Source organism: Streptomyces filipinensis, from assembly GCF_014649495.1.
GTDB lineage: Bacteria > Actinomycetota > Actinomycetes > Streptomycetales > Streptomycetaceae > Streptomyces > Streptomyces filipinensis.
Map to the genome: position 1 here is coordinate 39,334 of NZ_BMTD01000024.1, position 14,368 is coordinate 53,701.

11 protein-coding genes and 3 pseudogenes are annotated in these 14,368 nt (G+C 70.4%); 10 read left to right on the forward strand and 4 right to left on the reverse strand.

Going from position 1 to position 14,368, the window contains the following annotated elements:
• Nucleotides 1-604 precede the first annotated feature (604 nt).
• A complete protein-coding gene (locus IE244_RS35955) occupies nucleotides 605-1,324 on the forward strand; it encodes a dienelactone hydrolase family protein (protein WP_191877780.1) in 720 nt (239 codons plus the stop codon).
• Nucleotides 1,325-1,763: 439 nt separating this feature from the next.
• On the opposite strand, the gene IE244_RS35960 is transcribed toward IE244_RS35955, so the two are convergent.
• Nucleotides 1,764-2,657 carry an NADP-dependent oxidoreductase gene (locus tag IE244_RS35960; RefSeq protein ID WP_191877781.1) on the reverse strand — a complete coding sequence of 298 codons (894 nt, stop codon included), beginning with the start codon at nucleotides 2,655-2,657 and terminating at the stop codon, nucleotides 1,764-1,766.
• 70 nt (nucleotides 2,658-2,727) lie between these two features.
• On the opposite strand from IE244_RS35960, the gene IE244_RS35965 reads away from it, so the two are divergent.
• The 3 genes and pseudogenes from IE244_RS35965 to IE244_RS35975 all read left to right on the forward strand — a co-directional run.
• Nucleotides 2,728-3,315, forward strand: coding sequence for a TetR/AcrR family transcriptional regulator (locus IE244_RS35965; protein ID WP_191877782.1), 588 nt, complete (start codon nucleotides 2,728-2,730; stop codon nucleotides 3,313-3,315).
• A gap of 222 nt (nucleotides 3,316-3,537) precedes the next feature.
• Nucleotides 3,538-4,101 carry a hypothetical protein gene (locus tag IE244_RS35970; RefSeq protein ID WP_191877783.1) on the forward strand — a complete coding sequence of 188 codons (564 nt, stop codon included), beginning with the start codon at nucleotides 3,538-3,540 and terminating at the stop codon, nucleotides 4,099-4,101.
• A gap of 110 nt (nucleotides 4,102-4,211) precedes the next feature.
• A pseudogene (locus tag IE244_RS35975) lies at nucleotides 4,212-5,126 on the forward strand (IS630 family transposase); the annotation flags it as partial.
• A 72-nt stretch (nucleotides 5,127-5,198) separates the two neighbouring features.
• Here the strand turns inward: IE244_RS35975 and IE244_RS35980 are convergent.
• Nucleotides 5,199-5,576 (reverse strand): hypothetical protein, encoded by a 378-nt coding sequence (locus IE244_RS35980; protein ID WP_030825962.1) that lies wholly within the window; start codon nucleotides 5,574-5,576, stop codon nucleotides 5,199-5,201.
• Between the two features lie 279 nt (nucleotides 5,577-5,855).
• Between IE244_RS35980 and IE244_RS35985 the strand changes: the two genes are divergently transcribed.
• The 3 genes from IE244_RS35985 to IE244_RS35995 all read left to right on the forward strand — a co-directional run bounded on the left by IE244_RS35985 (nucleotide 5,856) and on the right by IE244_RS35995 (nucleotide 10,744).
• The gene (locus IE244_RS35985) at nucleotides 5,856-6,113 is read left to right on the forward strand and encodes a hypothetical protein (RefSeq protein ID WP_191877784.1); all 258 of its coding nucleotides are present in this window, start codon (nucleotides 5,856-5,858) and stop codon (nucleotides 6,111-6,113) included.
• On the forward strand, nucleotides 6,110-7,054 hold the full coding sequence (locus IE244_RS35990; protein WP_191877785.1) for a pyridoxamine 5'-phosphate oxidase family protein: 945 nt from the start codon (nucleotides 6,110-6,112) through the stop codon (nucleotides 7,052-7,054). Before IE244_RS35985 ends, IE244_RS35990 begins: the two co-directional genes overlap by 4 nt.
• A gap of 291 nt (nucleotides 7,055-7,345) precedes the next feature.
• Nucleotides 7,346-10,744 (forward strand): ATP-binding protein, encoded by a 3,399-nt coding sequence (locus IE244_RS35995; RefSeq protein ID WP_191877786.1) that lies wholly within the window; start codon nucleotides 7,346-7,348, stop codon nucleotides 10,742-10,744.
• A 46-nt stretch (nucleotides 10,745-10,790) separates the two neighbouring features.
• On the opposite strand, the gene IE244_RS36000 is transcribed toward IE244_RS35995, so the two are convergent.
• Both IE244_RS36000 and IE244_RS36005 read right to left on the reverse strand, forming a co-directional pair.
• Nucleotides 10,791-11,696, reverse strand: coding sequence for a TIGR03619 family F420-dependent LLM class oxidoreductase (locus IE244_RS36000; RefSeq protein WP_191877787.1), 906 nt, complete (start codon nucleotides 11,694-11,696; stop codon nucleotides 10,791-10,793).
• 86 nt (nucleotides 11,697-11,782) lie between these two features.
• A complete protein-coding gene (locus IE244_RS36005) occupies nucleotides 11,783-12,466 on the reverse strand; it encodes a hemerythrin domain-containing protein (protein ID WP_191877788.1) in 684 nt (227 codons plus the stop codon).
• A gap of 129 nt (nucleotides 12,467-12,595) precedes the next feature.
• Here IE244_RS36005 and IE244_RS43085 point away from each other — a divergent pair.
• The 3 genes and pseudogenes from IE244_RS43085 to IE244_RS36015 form a co-directional block, all read left to right on the forward strand.
• Nucleotides 12,596-12,750: pseudogene (locus tag IE244_RS43085) on the forward strand (IS630 family transposase); the annotation flags it as partial.
• A gap of 111 nt (nucleotides 12,751-12,861) precedes the next feature.
• Nucleotides 12,862-13,170 (forward strand): annotated as a pseudogene (locus tag IE244_RS36010) (transposase); the annotation flags it as partial.
• Nucleotides 13,171-13,408: 238 nt separating this feature from the next.
• Nucleotides 13,409-14,248 carry a GNAT family N-acetyltransferase gene (locus IE244_RS36015; RefSeq protein WP_191877789.1) on the forward strand — a complete coding sequence of 280 codons (840 nt, stop codon included), beginning with the start codon at nucleotides 13,409-13,411 and terminating at the stop codon, nucleotides 14,246-14,248.
• The last annotated feature ends 120 nt before the right edge of the window (nucleotides 14,249-14,368 follow it).

Sequence of the window (14,368 nt, forward strand, 5' to 3'; positions counted from 1 at the left end):
GCTTCGCCGCGATCCTGCGGGAGCTCCGGGAGGACACCGGCACGCCCCGCGGCCCTATCCCGGCCCTCGCGCAGCTGGTCACCACTGCCGCGCGCCGGGCGGAGCAGCTCGACCCCGACCGCGACGACGCGCCTCCTGCCCGCCGCACAAGGCCGCCGCCCGCCCACCGACGACGCTGGGCGAACGATGGCCACGACCTGGCCCGCCTCGCAGGCCCTGTTCCTGCACACGCCGCGCGAAGGGGGTGGCGGCGACTTCTCCGTCAAGTGCAGCGTGTTGAACTAAGGGCCTTCTCTGCATCGGTCAAGCGCACGGCTGTGAGTTCATTGGATCTTGTTGGCTGAGCATGACCGCCTTCGCGGCGGCCCCCGAGTCCAAAGCCTGCCGTGAGGCGAGTGCATCAGTGGCGTCCGGCCACGGACCTCCGCAAAAACCCGTTGGCGGACCACGGGCGACCGCTGCTAACTTTCCGGAGGCCGTGCCAGAGAACGAGGAGGTGGTACCCGTGAACGCAGTATCGACATGGGTGCTCCCCTCCGGGGTCGCGGTCGGACGATAGGTCGTCCGGGAGTGCCGTTCAACAGCACTCCCGAAAGGCACGACCATGCAATTCACTTCCGAACAACACCTCGACGACGGCGTCTTCGAACGCGAATTCACCCTCGGCGAGATCCCCGGCACCCTGTGGACGCCCGGATCGGCACCAGCCCCGCTGATCCTGATCGGCCACAACGGCGGCCTGCACAAGCGGGAACCGCGGCTGGTGGCACGGGCCCGGCACTGCGCGACGCACGGCTACGCGGTGGCCGCTATCGACCATCCCGGGCACGGTGACCGGCCCCGTTCCGCCACCGACGAGCAGGCCCGCGCCGACCTGCGCCGGGCGATGGCGACCGGCGAGCCGGTCGACGAGATCTTCGAGTCCTTCGTCGGCCCGCTGGTCGAGAAGGCGGTCCCGGAATGGCGGACCACCCTGGACGCCCTCCTCTCGCTGCCCGAGACCGCCGGCCCGGTCGGGTACTCGGGGATGACTGCCATCGGCATTCGGCTGGCGGTGGTCGAACCGCGCATCAAGGCCGCCGGCTTCTTCGCCGGGGGCTATGTGCCCCGCGCCCAGCGCGAGGAGGCCCGGCAGGTCACCATTCCGCTGCTGTTCCTACTGCAGTGGGACGACGAAGGAAACCCCCGGCAACGGGCCCTCGACCTGTTCGACTCCTTCGGCAGCAAGGAGAAAACGCTGCACGCCAATATGGGCGGGCACGCCGGCACCCCGTGGTTCGAGGTGGAGGACGGGGACCGGTTCTTCAGCCGGCACCTGAAGTGAGACCGGGCCGTCAATCCGGCAGCAGACGATAGGCGCTGCCGGCCATGCTGCCGTCATCGAGACCAGGTCCCGGCCCTCCTCGATGGCGGTGTCCAGCAGATGCACAACGGCCCCCATCACGACGGAGGCGAAGGCCGCCACCGGGTGCGCCTGCGGAACCCGACCGGCTATCCGCCAGGAGGCGTCAGCGCCGGCAGTGCAACGCAGCATGAGGCGGTTTGAAGCCCCCCGGCCGCGCAGGGCGACTTCGAAGGGCCACAATCCTTCATCTCTCGCATAGCACCACTACCGAAAGTTCTCTACTACCAACTTTCTTTCGTTTTCAGGACACATCGCCCGATAACCGGCCAAGCCCGGAGACAGTGCGGACTGTTAAGGGTGACCGCAGGTCATCGCCCTGGCGATGCCGAAGGCGCCGTGCAACTGCGCAGGAAACGGCTCAGACGACCACGACCCGGCGCCCGCGCGTGTGACCGGCTTGGCTGTCGATGTGGGCCGCCGCGGCCTCGGCGAGCGTGTACGACTTCTCGACCGGGATGTGGAGCTTTCGCCGCGAGATGAGGCCGACGGCCTCGGCGAGCGCATCCGGCACGCTCCCGGCCACGCCGGAGAACCGGACACCGAGCTCCGGCGCATCGAGATCGGCGATGGAGATCACCTTCTGCGGGTCCCCGGTCAGCTCGACGAGCTCGCGGATCACGCCCGAGCCGGCGAGATCGAGAGCCGCGTCGACATGGCCGAGCTGCCGCACCCGCTCGACCCAGCCCTCGCCGTACGTCGTGGCGAGGGCACCCAGGCTCCGCAGATAGCCCTGGTTCGCCGCCCCGGCGGTGCCGATCACCGTGATGCCGCGGTCGCGGGCGATCTGCAGCACCGCCGATCCGACTCCCCCGGACGCACCGCTGACCAGCAGCGTCTGTCCGGGCTGCACACCGACCTCGCGGATGATGCGCAGCGCGGTCTCCACCACGGAGGGGTACCCGGCGGCCTCTTCGAACGTCAGACCTTCAGGCATACGGGCCCAGGCCGACAGCACGGCGAACTCGGCATAGGTGCTGGAGCCTTCGCCGAACACGTGGTCGCCGACCTCGACCCCGTCGACGCCCTCGCCGACCTCGTCCACCACCCCGGCGGCGTCCAGCCCGACTCCGGCGGGCAACTCGATCGGATGGGCCTTCAGGATCTGGCCTTCACGAATTCTCCAGTCGACGGGGTTCACGCCCGCCGCCCGCACGGCGATGCGTACCCGGCCGGGGCCCGCGTGCGGCTCCTCGGCATCTATGAGTTGCAGAACGTCCGGACCGCCGAACTCGGCGAAGCTCACCTTCTTCATCCGGTGGACCGTAGCACTAACCGTTACGGTTTTGAATCCGCTCCGGTTTCGTACCTGATAGTGTCAGGGCATGACAGTGCCGCCCGGACGCCGTGAGCGCAAGAAGGCCGCGACCCGCCAGAAGATCGCCGGTACCGCCCTGCGGCTCTTCCTGGAACGCGGGTACGACGCCGTGGGTATCCGTGAAGTGGCCGCTGAGGCCGACGTGGCCGTCACCACGCTCTTCTCCCACTTCGCCTCCAAAGAGGCCCTGGTTTTCGAGCAGGACGAAGACTTCGAGCAACGCCTCACGCAGGCGGTCACCGGCCGGGCGCCGCACGAGCCGCTCATCCCTGCGCTGCGCCGCGAGATCCAGGCCCTGGTGCGACATTGCACGGCGGACAGCGCCGCCCCGATCTGGCGCATGATCGACGAATCACCCGCCCTGCGGAAGTACGAGGAGTCGATGAGGCTGCGCCACGCGGAGACGCTGGCAACCGCCATCGCCGCCGATCCCGAACTGTCGCAGACCGCAACGGCGAGCCGGACGATCGCGAGGTTCGTGATCGACGCCTATTCGCTGGCCCGTGAGGCGGCCGATCCGGAGGCCGCGGTGGACGAGATCTTCCGGATGATCGAGGCAGCCTGGGAGGTCACCTGCCCTTCTCGGCGTGCGTGAGGAACTTGTTCCTCCAGGCAGGACAGGGGCCGGTCGCGGATGAGGAGCTTCGCTTGTCCGTCGGGGCGGTCTTGACTTCCCAGACACGCCGTTCGGCGCTTGACCGTGGACCGAACCCACTGACAAACGACTCCCCTGAGAACTGACACACAGTCATTCCCGGCGGTCCTGAAACCTCCTTTCCTCGGGAGTCGTTAAACGCGCCGAAGGTATGAAGTTGTTGTGTCGATCCCGACTACGGACGCAGATCTGGTGAAAACTGAGCTACCTCCCTATAAGGGGAAAGAAGAAGGAGCGTCCGAAGTGAAGTTTGCCTCTCGTCTTGCTGTGCTGCTGGCAGCGACGGCATCACTGACCGTCGCGGGTACTGTCAGCGCCAACGCGCAAGATGGACCCCTGCCGCCCATCAGCATCCTTTCGCCCCTCCTCTGCATCAACAGGCAAGACGCGCAAGTGAAGGGCGACAACAACCAGGTGAACCAGATCGCGGCCTGCAATCAGACCGCGACCACCACAACTCCGCCTTCCAACGCGGGAGGGCTGACAGGGTTCGAAAGGGCCGTTGCGGCCAGCGGGGTAATGGAGTCTGGAGCCACGGTTACTATCACCGCGCAGTGTCCTCCTGGGAAGACGGCAACCGGCGGAGGGTACAGGCAGAGCGGCGGCGTTAATATCCATGATTCTTTTCCCACGGAGGATGGTACGGGCTGGACGGTCCAAGGCGTCGCCACCCGAGACAATGAAAGCTTTTCCGCTTGGGCGGCCTGCTACAACGCCGCCAGCTGAAACCGTCCATGCTCTGTAACGAGTGCGGGATGGTCATGCGCCGGGCTGCCATCGTCCCACACCAAGCCCGCGATGCAGCCGGGGTAATCGACGGCTGAACAGCGCGTTGCCAGCTCGGCCTGGCCTGCCTGGACCCTCAGTGGGCGGGAGGCCGTCCCCGCCTACTCAGGCGTGAAGACGAGGACTTCGTCATCCGGACGGCCACCACTCGCCCCACCAGGCTCGGCCAACCCTTCACCCGCTGGTCGATCCGCAAGCTCGCCGCCTAACTGCGCAAAGTGCACGGCCGCGTCATCCGCATCGGCCGTGAAGCCTCACGGTGCCTGCTCCGGCGCCACGGCATCACCTTCCAGCGCACCACGACCTGGAAGGAGTCGCCCGACCCTGATCGCGACGCCAAGCTCGACCGGATCGAGCAGGTGCTGGACCGCTTCCCGGACCGGGTCTTCGCCTTCGACGAGTTCGGGCCCCTGGGGATCCGGCCCACCGCGGGCTCCTGCTGGACGAAGCAGGGCAAGCCAAACCGGCTGCCGGCGACCTACCGCCGCACTCACGGCGTCACCTACCTCCACGGCTGCTACTCCGTGGGCGACGACCGCCTGTGGGGCGTCAACCGACGTCGCAGGGGCAGCGCCAACACCCTGGCCGCGCTCAAGTCGATCCGTGCCGCCCGGCCCGACGGCGTCCCGATCTGCATCATCCTGGACAACCTCTCCGCTCACACCGGTGCGGACATCCGCCACTGGGCGAAGAAGAACAAGGTCGAGCTGTGCTTCACCCCGACCTACGCTTCCTGGGCCAATCCGATCGAGGCCCATTTCGGCCCGCTGCGGCAGTTCACCCTGGCCAACTCCCACCACCGCAGCCACCCCGCACAGACCCGGGCACCGCACCGCTACCTGCGCTGGCGTAATACCAACGCCCGCCACCCCGACGTACTCACCGCCCCACGCAAGGAACGCGCCCGTGTCCGCAGCGAGAAGGGCATCCGCCGGGGCGGACGCCCCCTCGACACCGCAGCCTGACCAACCGCGAACCGCAGCCCCCGAGCGCCGAAGGGGGCGGGTTCAGGAGAAGGACAGCGACAGAAGGACGACTCAGGAGGCGGACGGTTCGATCTCCCCCGCAAAGACGATGACCTGGTCGATGAGGCTCCGCCGCAGATGGACGACGTCCGTTCCCGCCAGGCGGGGACCTCCATCCGGCGTGGTAAAGACCCACTGGTACCGGGCCCACTCGTCCGGCATGTCCACCGCCGAGCAGCGCACCATCGTGCCGGTCCCCGCCGGGTGACGCCGGATGTCCAGCACGAACCGCTCGACCGCCGCGATTCCTTCGCTGCGACCCAACGGCCCCCAGAAGACCACGTCTGAGGTCAGAGCCTGGGAGAGCAGGGCAGTCACATAGCTGTCGTCCGAGGCGTTAAACGCGGAGATGAACGTGTCGATCGCGGAGCGTGCAATCTCTTCCTGCATGCCCCAGTAATACCAGCCCTTGCGCGTGCGCTCGTCCCGCGAGCCGCCTTCCGATCACGGTGAACCATCCCGGTCACAGCACTAGCGGCGGGGCCAGGCATCGCTCCAGCTGCTGGCGCTTGGGGTTGATGCCGCGGTGGCTCGCTCACACACGCAGCGTGCCGCCGAGCTGGACCTTCGGTGTCCAGGGGAACGGCAAGTCGGCACCAAGTCCGCGCCAAGGGCCGGCGGGCACCGTGTCGTATCCGCCGTCGGCATTCGATCCTGGAGCAACCGAGCGTGTCACCCAGCAGTACCTCCGAACAGCCCCGCCCCTACGAGACGATCGCGGACCACCGCGAGCGGAGACCGCTGTCGCCCCTGCTCCCCGCAGCCCCGCACGGTGCAACGGGCCGGGCCGCCTCGGTCGCCCCCCGCTTGACCGAACACGGGCTGCACCGCCACCGCAACGGTGAGGACGAGTCCGTCCGGCCATCGCTCCGCGAACGCACCGCGCAGCGGACGCCGGCCGTACTCGTCCGCGGAGCGGCGCGATGACGGTACTCGACTGCGCTCCCCACGACGTCCTGGACGCCTACCGCACCTGCGAGTTCGTCACCCTCGGCAAGAACGGAACGCCGTTGGCCTGGCCGACGGCCGTGGCTCGGCGCGAAGACGGAACCCTCCTGCTGACCACGTCCCTCGCCTTCGCCCAAAAGGCGCTGAACATACGCCGCGACGGCCGGGTCGCACTGCTCTTCTCCGACCCCACGGGAAGCGAACTGGACCGGGCTCCGCAAGTGTTCGTCAGCGGCCGCGCCCACTGCCCCGACGCGATCATGACGGGGCCGGAAGGGGCCGAGGAGTACTGGCGCAGGCTCTTCGAACGCCAGCCGCACAGCCGCGCCTACCTCAAGCGCCCCATGAGGCCGGTGATGTCCTGGTACTACCTGCGCCTCCTCGTCACCGTCGAACCCGAACGGGTGAGCATAAGGCCGGGCCTGGAGGAGCTGCAGTGGCTCGATGCGCCGGCTCCCGCCGCCGCGACGCACACGCTGCCCGGGGCCGCGCAACTCGGCCGCATGCCGACGGCGGTACTGGCCGGCCGGGACGCCTCGGGGGCACCGCTGCTCGCCCGTACCCGCCCGCAGCCGACACTGTCGGGCTATCTGGTCGAGGTCCCACCGGACTGCCGTGTCGAGCCGGGGCCGGCCAGCCTGCTGGTGCACCGGCACGACGAACTGCTGAACCACATGTACAACGCGCTCGTACGCGGAGACCTGAGGCAGACCGGTTCGGGCTGGCTCCTGGTGCCGTCCAGCGTGATCGAACCCATGGGTTCGGGCCGGGTCAGCGATGCCCTGCGGGTCCTGCGCCAGACCAAGCGGTCGACCGACCGCTATCTCGCGCGGCGCGGTCTGCCCCGCCCGAAAGTGCAGTGGGATCAGTTCCGTGCCCTGGCGGCACCGTCGCATACAGGACGGAGCCGACCGTGCTGAACTGCCTCTCCGTGCGTGAGGAGTCTCCGTGCGAGCCCTGATCGGCCACCTCGCCGCAGCACTCGCCCGTCTCGGGCGTCGCTCGGCCCGCCCAGCGTTCCCCGCACCGTCGGACGGGGACCGCCTGGCGGCCGTCATGAAGTCCCCGCACCATTGATCACCACGCCGGCTCGTTCGGGGCACGCGGCCTGACGGCGCGGCGGGAGAGGGGACCAGGCGAGGTTCTTCGGGTTCTCGGCACGGTCGCCGGAGATCGTCCAACGGTGCCGCGCCGTTTACGATGTGGTTGTCATGGTCACAATGAAGGTGCTCGGCGCGTTCCGGGTCGAGGTCGGCGGCCGCCCGGTTGCCACACCGGGTCGGCTCGCGCGGATGGTTCTGGTCCAACTCCTGCTCGCCCGTGGAGAGGTCGTCTCCACGGAGCGGATCATCGAGAGGTTGTGGCCCACGCGTGTCCCGTCGAGTGCGCAGGCGTCGCTGCACGCCTACATCGCGCGTCTGCGGCGCCTTCTCGAACCGGAACGAGCACCGAGGACCGCCGCTCGGCTCCTGCTCAGCGCGCCGTACGGCTACGCCCTCGCCCTGGAACGGGACGCGCTGGACGCCTGGGTGTTCGAGGACCGGGTCGCGGCCTGCTCGGTTGCGGGTCTGCCCGCCCACGCCGCGGCCGAGGGCTTGGCCGAAGCGCTCGCCTCGTGGGGCGGGCAGCCGTACGCGGAGTTCGCGGACGAGCCCTGGACGGCCGGTGAACGCACCCGCCTGGAGGAACTGCACCGCGCTGCCCGCGAACGGCTCGTCGCCACGCGGCTGAGCCACGGGCAGGTTGCGCAGGCCCTCACCGACGCGGGCGCGCTGACCCGGGAGCAGCCGTTGCACGAGGAGGGATGGCGGCTGCTGGCGCTGGCGCTGTGGGCCCGCGACCGGCAGGGGGACGCCCTGGCGGCACTGAGGCAGGCCCGGCACGTCCTCGGAGAAGAACTCGGCGTCGAACCCGGTCCGGCTCTGCTGGAGCTGGAGCAGGCCCTGCTGCACCAGCGTCTGGACGTCCTTCACCGAGAGACCGGGGCGCCCACCGCGACCGCCGCGCGAACCGGGACGGCCGCCGCCGTGACGCTCCACGGCTCCGTCACGGCTGCCGGACCGGGGACACCGACTGCGCCGACGGTCCTCATGGCAGGCCGGCTCCTGGGCCGTGACGAAGAGCTGGCGGCAATCGCCGACGCGGCGGAGCGGGCACGCGGCGGCCGCGCGCAGGTGGTCCTGGTCTCCGGCGAGGCCGGAATCGGCAAGTCGAGCCTTCTGCAGGCCGCGCTGCGCCAACTGCCCCCACAGGGCTGGCTGGTCGGATCCGGGCAGTGCCCGGAGACCGACGGCGCCCCGCCCGGCCGGGCCTGGTTCGATCTCCTCCCCGGCCTCGCCGAAGACGCGCCACCAGGACCGTACGCCGACGAGCTGGCCCCCCTGCTGGCCCCGGGCACCTCGAGCGGCTCCGAGCAGCCGGACGGCAGCCCGGCCCGGCGCTTTCGGCTGCACCGGGCGCTGCTCGGCTGGCTCCGCGACGCAGCCGCGCGGCAGCCGCTGGCGATCGTGCTGGACGACCTGCACCGGGGCGACCAGGAGAGCATCGAGCTGTTCCTGCTCTGCGCCGAGCAGTTGCGCGACGCGCCACTGGTCCTGGTCGGCTCGTACCGCACCGGCGAGGGCGACCTGACCGGCGCACTGGCACGCCTGGCCGCCTGCTCGCCCGTACGAATCAAGCTCTCGGGCCTGTCGGACACGCAGGCGAAGGAACTGCTGCGGCGGTCGACGGCCGGCATCAGCGAGCAGGCCGCGGCGGCCCTGGCCGAACGGGCCGGGGGCAACCCCTTCTACCTCCGTGAAAGTTCCCTCCTGCTGGCCGACGAGGGCGAGCAGCAAGCCCTGGCCCGCATCCCGCAAGGGGTCCAGGACGTACTGCGGCGCAGGCTCGCCCTGCTCGCACCGACCGTCACGGCCGGACTGCGGCTCGCAGCCGTCGCCGGACGCGAGGCCCCGATCGCCCTCCTGGTGCAGGCCGCGGACTGCGAACCCGAGCAACTCCTCGACGCCCTGGACGCCGGCGTGACCGCCGGGCTGCTCACCGAGCCGCGGGCGGGTACGGTCCGCTTCAGCCACGCCCTCGTACGAGACGCCCTGGAGGCGGACCTCACACGCCTGCGGTTGGCCCGGATGCATTCCCGACTGGGCAGGAGCCTGATCGCCCTCGGCTCGGACGACGTCGCCGCCACCGCCCACCACCTCCTGCGGGCGGCCGCGGTCGTGACCGCCGACGCCGGCCCCGCGGTCCACCATGCCCGGCTGGCGTGCGAGCAGGCCGTGCGCCGCTATGCCCCGCAGAACGCCGAAGCCCTGCTGAACACGGCCCTCGGCCTTCTGGCCGACCATCCGGCAGCCTTCGCAGACCAGGACGCCGCCCTGCTGCGTGTGATGCTGCTGGGCCAGCTCGTCGACTGCCGGATCCGGATGGGGGCCGTCGTACCGGCCCGCGACGCACAGCAGCAGGCCGTCCGGGTGGCCCGTGCCGAGGGCCGGGCGGACCTGCTGACCGCCGCCTACACGACATGGACGGAACCGACGCCCTGGCGCGTCCGCCCGTACGCGGCCTGTGATCCCGAGGCCGTCGAGGAGCTCACGAACCTGCTGGAGAATCACCACCCGGACGACCGGCAGCGGTGCCTGCTCCTCGACCAGCTCGCCGACGCACTGGACGACACCGACCCCCGCGCCGTGATCGTGGCACGCCAGGCCGTGGAGCTCGCCAGGGCCGTGGGCGATCCCCGGCTCCAGGGCCTGACCCTCACCTCCTTGCTGCGCCGCATCGACTGCGAACTGGAACCCGCCGCCTATCTCGAACTCCACGAGGAACTCGCCGAGGTCGCCGCCTCCCAGGACAGCCCCGAGTACTCCTGGATGAGTTCCTACATCGCCGCCCGGATCGCCGCCGCCGGCAACGACCCGGCGCAGATGGAGCGGTGCCTCGTACGCGCCGACGAGATCGCCCACACCTACGAGCTGCGCGGTGCCTTCGCCATCGCCAGGCTGCGCCGCCCCATGGTCGCCATGGCCCAGGGCCGATTCGGCGAGGCGGAGCAGGACCTGGCGTCCGCGGTGGCGGAACTGCGAGCGCGTGGGGCGGTGGACCTCAGCGGACTGGCGGGCCTGGCGGCCGGATGCATCCGCCTGCAGCAGGGCCGGCTCGCCGAGGTCCTGCCGGTGCTGCTCGCGGTGTGGGAGCAGTACCAGCCGCACAACGAAGCCCTCACCGCCCTCGCCCTGCTGGCCGCGGACCGTGGCGAAGAGGCCCGTGAGGTCTTCGCCCGCAGGGCGCCGATCCGCCGCGACTTCGCCTACTCCATCCTGGCCGGCCTGCGCGGCATCGCCGCCATCGCCTTCGGCGACCGGCAAGCGGCCGCCGAGGTCTACCGCGATCTCCTTCCCCTTCAGGGGCTGGCAGGCGGAGCGAGCAGCCTCAGCCTCGTCTTCCGGCCCGTCGCGCAGACCCTGGGCGAACTCGCCCAGTTCCTGGGCCTGGCGCAGGAAGCGGAGCGCCACTACCGGGAGGCCGAGCGGGTGGCAGCCGCCTGGGACTCCCCGCACTGGTCGGATGCCGCCCGGGCAGCCCTGGCCCGGCTTCCGCAGTCGGGCGAGTAGAACGGGAGGCGGTCACGGAGGTGGGGCCGGTCCGGATCGCGCAACGCTAGGCCAGCTCGGCCATGAACTCCGCCGCCAGCTCGAGGAACCGACCGGGCGAGTCCGTCGTCAACTGGAGGTCCACGAGCACCTCGTCGGTCTCCGCCGCGCACATCGTGCGCAGGTGGTCGCAGATCTGGCGCACGGTCCCACGGTGGTGGCCCTCCGCCGGGTCGGCCGCGGACTTGGTGACGTCAGGGTTCACACGCAGCACCCGCCGCAGTCCTGCCGGGTCCCGCCCCGCCCGCTCGGCCGCCTCGGAGGCCACGGCCCACAGACCGCGGAAGTGCTCAAGCGGCATCGAGGCCGCGAGCCAGCCGTCGGCACGCCGGCCCACCCGCTCCAGGGCAAATGGGGTGAATCCGCCCAGAAGCACCGGTGGCCTCGGCTCCTGGAGGGGCTTGGGCAGGATGGTCGACTCGCGGATCGTCCACAGCGGGCCGGTGTGGACCACCGACCCGGGCCGCCACACGGCGTCGAGGACGTCCAGAGTCTCCTCCAGCCGGGCGCCCCGTCCTTCCCAGGGCACTCCGGCGGCCTCGTACTCCTCCCGCATCCAGCCCAGCCCGATGCCCACATCCAGGCGCCCGCGGCTGAGCAGGTCGAGTGTCGTCAGCGCCCGGGCGAGCACGAGGGGCGGCTGCCACAGGGCGTTGAGCGTACTGCTGCCCAGACGTACCCGTTCGGTCGCCATGGCTGCCACGCCCAGCGCGAGCAGCGGGTCGAGGTGGGTGCCGTACCGGTCGGGCATCTTCCCGCCCGGGTAGCCGTCGGGCGGGCTGAGCGGGGCCAAGAGGCGGTCGGCCACCCAGAGGCTGTGGCAGCCCAGCGCTTCCAACGCCGTGCACATGCCGACGGAGAGGCGGGGGTCGGCGAACGGACCGAACTGGGGTACGGAGAATCCGATGCGCATCGGTGAGGTTCCTCGATCGGTGAGGGGTGGACAACGGGTCCGGACGCACTGGCGCGCATCCGGCCCAGCCGGGCGGGGACGACCGGTCACGCGGTTGTACGCCGCCCCCGGATCCGGTCGGTCTCGCGGCGGTACCGCCGCTGCCCGAGCAGCTTCCACAGCACCCGCGCCGGAACGGGCAGCCGGGCGAGGAACTCCCTGCGCTCCTCGGGAGAGGCGTCTTCCAGGATGGCGCCGAGCGCGATCATCAGCCGGTTGCGGGGCGTCTCGGCGAGGCCCCGCTCCCCGACCGCATGCCAGTCCTTCTCGTTCACGTGGCGGGCGACAAGAGGCATGACCTGCCGTTCCTCCTCGTCAAGATGGGCGCACAGCTGCCGGTGATGCCGACGCAGCGCCTCGGCCAGCTCGTCACGGTCCTCGGACAGGACCTTCGCCTGCCACCGGTCCATGAGCACCTGGGCCTCGCTGATCCCTTCGGAGAGCTCCCGGTGCTGCGCCTCCATGGCCAGCACCTGCTCGGCATCGAGGTCCAGATGGGGCAGCAGGACCGGCCACAGCATCTCGTCCTCCCCGGTGTGGTGGGCGTGCAGGCCGATTGAGTAGAGCCGCCAGTGCTCGGCGAGGATCCGGGCGCGGGCGGTGTCCGCGGGCCGAACGTCCTGGACGAGGTCGGCCAGCAGGCGCGACTCGCGACGGAACACCTGGTGGATCATCGCCATCTCGCGGGTGTAGGGGTGAACGGCTGAGTCCGAAGCATTGCTCGTGGTCATGATCCCCAGTGTTCGGAGCCCGATTGCCGGGCACTTGCACCCGACTTGCCGTACCTGGCTCACATGAACGCCGGCTCGTGGTTCGGCTGCCTCGTAAGCCGGTCTCGTCCGCTGGCGCCGATCGTGTTCCAGTTCATGGCCCTGCGCCACTTCACCCTCGACGGCACCGACCACGCTGACCACAAGAAGCAGGGCAGCATGATCCGCCGCCACATCATCTGCGCAACCGCCACGCCGACGACCGGCACCTACGCGCCGTCGTCGACAGGGCAAACGTTGCCTGATGCGGCACCAGCTGGGAGTGCGGGACTGGACACCCCCTCATCGGCGCGACCTTGCTGCACGCCCGGCGTGGGCACGGCGACGCGTACAGCACGTCACTCCCCGGTGGACGTGTACCTGAGGAGGCCGGGCATGTGTCCAAGACCCGTCTGGCTCGGGGGCTGCTGGACCGTCTGGCCGGGCAGGGGTGGCGGTGCCGGTGATCGTGGCCGATGCCGGTTATGGCCGCAGCGTCTCCTTCCGGCTCGCGCTGGAGGAACGCGGCTGGTCCTACGTCATGGCCGTCGACCCGAAAGAGATCGCACGACCGGCCGACGCCGAGCCGTATCAACCCGCTTATGGCGGGCTGTGGCCCACCGACTCTGCCCCGATACCGCGAGGCGCCCCGGCCGCTGCCAGGCCTCGTTGAAGAGGCCGTCCCTGGCGGTCGAACCCAGCCGCCTCCGCCCTGTGCTGTCCGCCGCCCCATCGTGCTCCTCTGCCGACCATGTCGGACACCGCCGCACCGGGATGCCACTTGAACATGGGCGGCGACGCGTGAGCAGGCGACCTGGGGCGAGGCGAACGGACCCACCGGGCGCCCTCATCCCGCCTGACCGCGCCGGACGGCCGAGTTGCACAAGATACAGTTGTGCAGGGCTCTGTGATCAACTACGCCGTATGAGTGACTCCCTGCGGGACCGGATAGAGCGGTACTACGCCACGGTGCCCCTGCTGTTCGCCGAGGCGGAAGACTTCGGTCCGCTGAGGCTGTTCGTGCGCAAGGAGCCCGGCACTCCGTACTACGGCGGACCAAGCCATGCCCAGCCCATCGCACAGGGAGCCTCGGCCGTCACGGCCGCCGACATCGCGTGCGTGCGCGCACGGCAGCGCGAACTGGGCGTGCCGGAGGCGTTCGAGTGGCTCGCGGAGGCGGCGCCCGGGATGCGTGTTCTTGTCGAGGGCAGCGGACTGCCGGTGCTGGAACGGCCGTTGATGGACATCGACCGTCCCGTGGCCCCGGCGCCGTTGCCGGACGGTGTGAAGCTACGGGTGATGACGGCCGACGACCCCGCGCTGCCCGCCGTGCTCGCGCTCCCCCGTCTGGCGTTCGGGCAGCAGGACACCGCCCTGGGCCCGGCGGGCCCTGCGGAGTCGCTGTCGGTGGCTGCCGAGCTGTCCGAGGACGGCACCGTGGAGTCGGTTCGCCCTACGCTCCGCGCCGGGCACAAGACGCTCATCGCGGCCGTCGCCGCCGACGGCACCCCGCTGGCCGCCGGCCACTACCACCCGGCGGCGGGCGCCACAGAGATCGGCGGCATCGGCACCCTCCCCGTCGCCCGCCGCCAGGGCCTGGCCCCGGCGGTCACCGCGGCACTGGTCGAGCATGCCCGCGAGCACGGGGTGAGCACGGTGTTCCTCGCCTACGCGCAGGACGCCGTCGCCCGAATCTACGCCCGCCTGGGTTTCTCCCCCGCCGGCACCACTCTGCTGATCGCGAACCAGCCCGCGAGGTCCTGAGGCCGTGTAGCGAAAGTGGATCGCGAGCGGTGAAGGATCACTCTTCCTCCGAGGAGATCTCACGGACGAGCAGGGGGCGGTGCTGGAGCCGTTGTTGCCGACGCTCCTCCTTCCGATGCT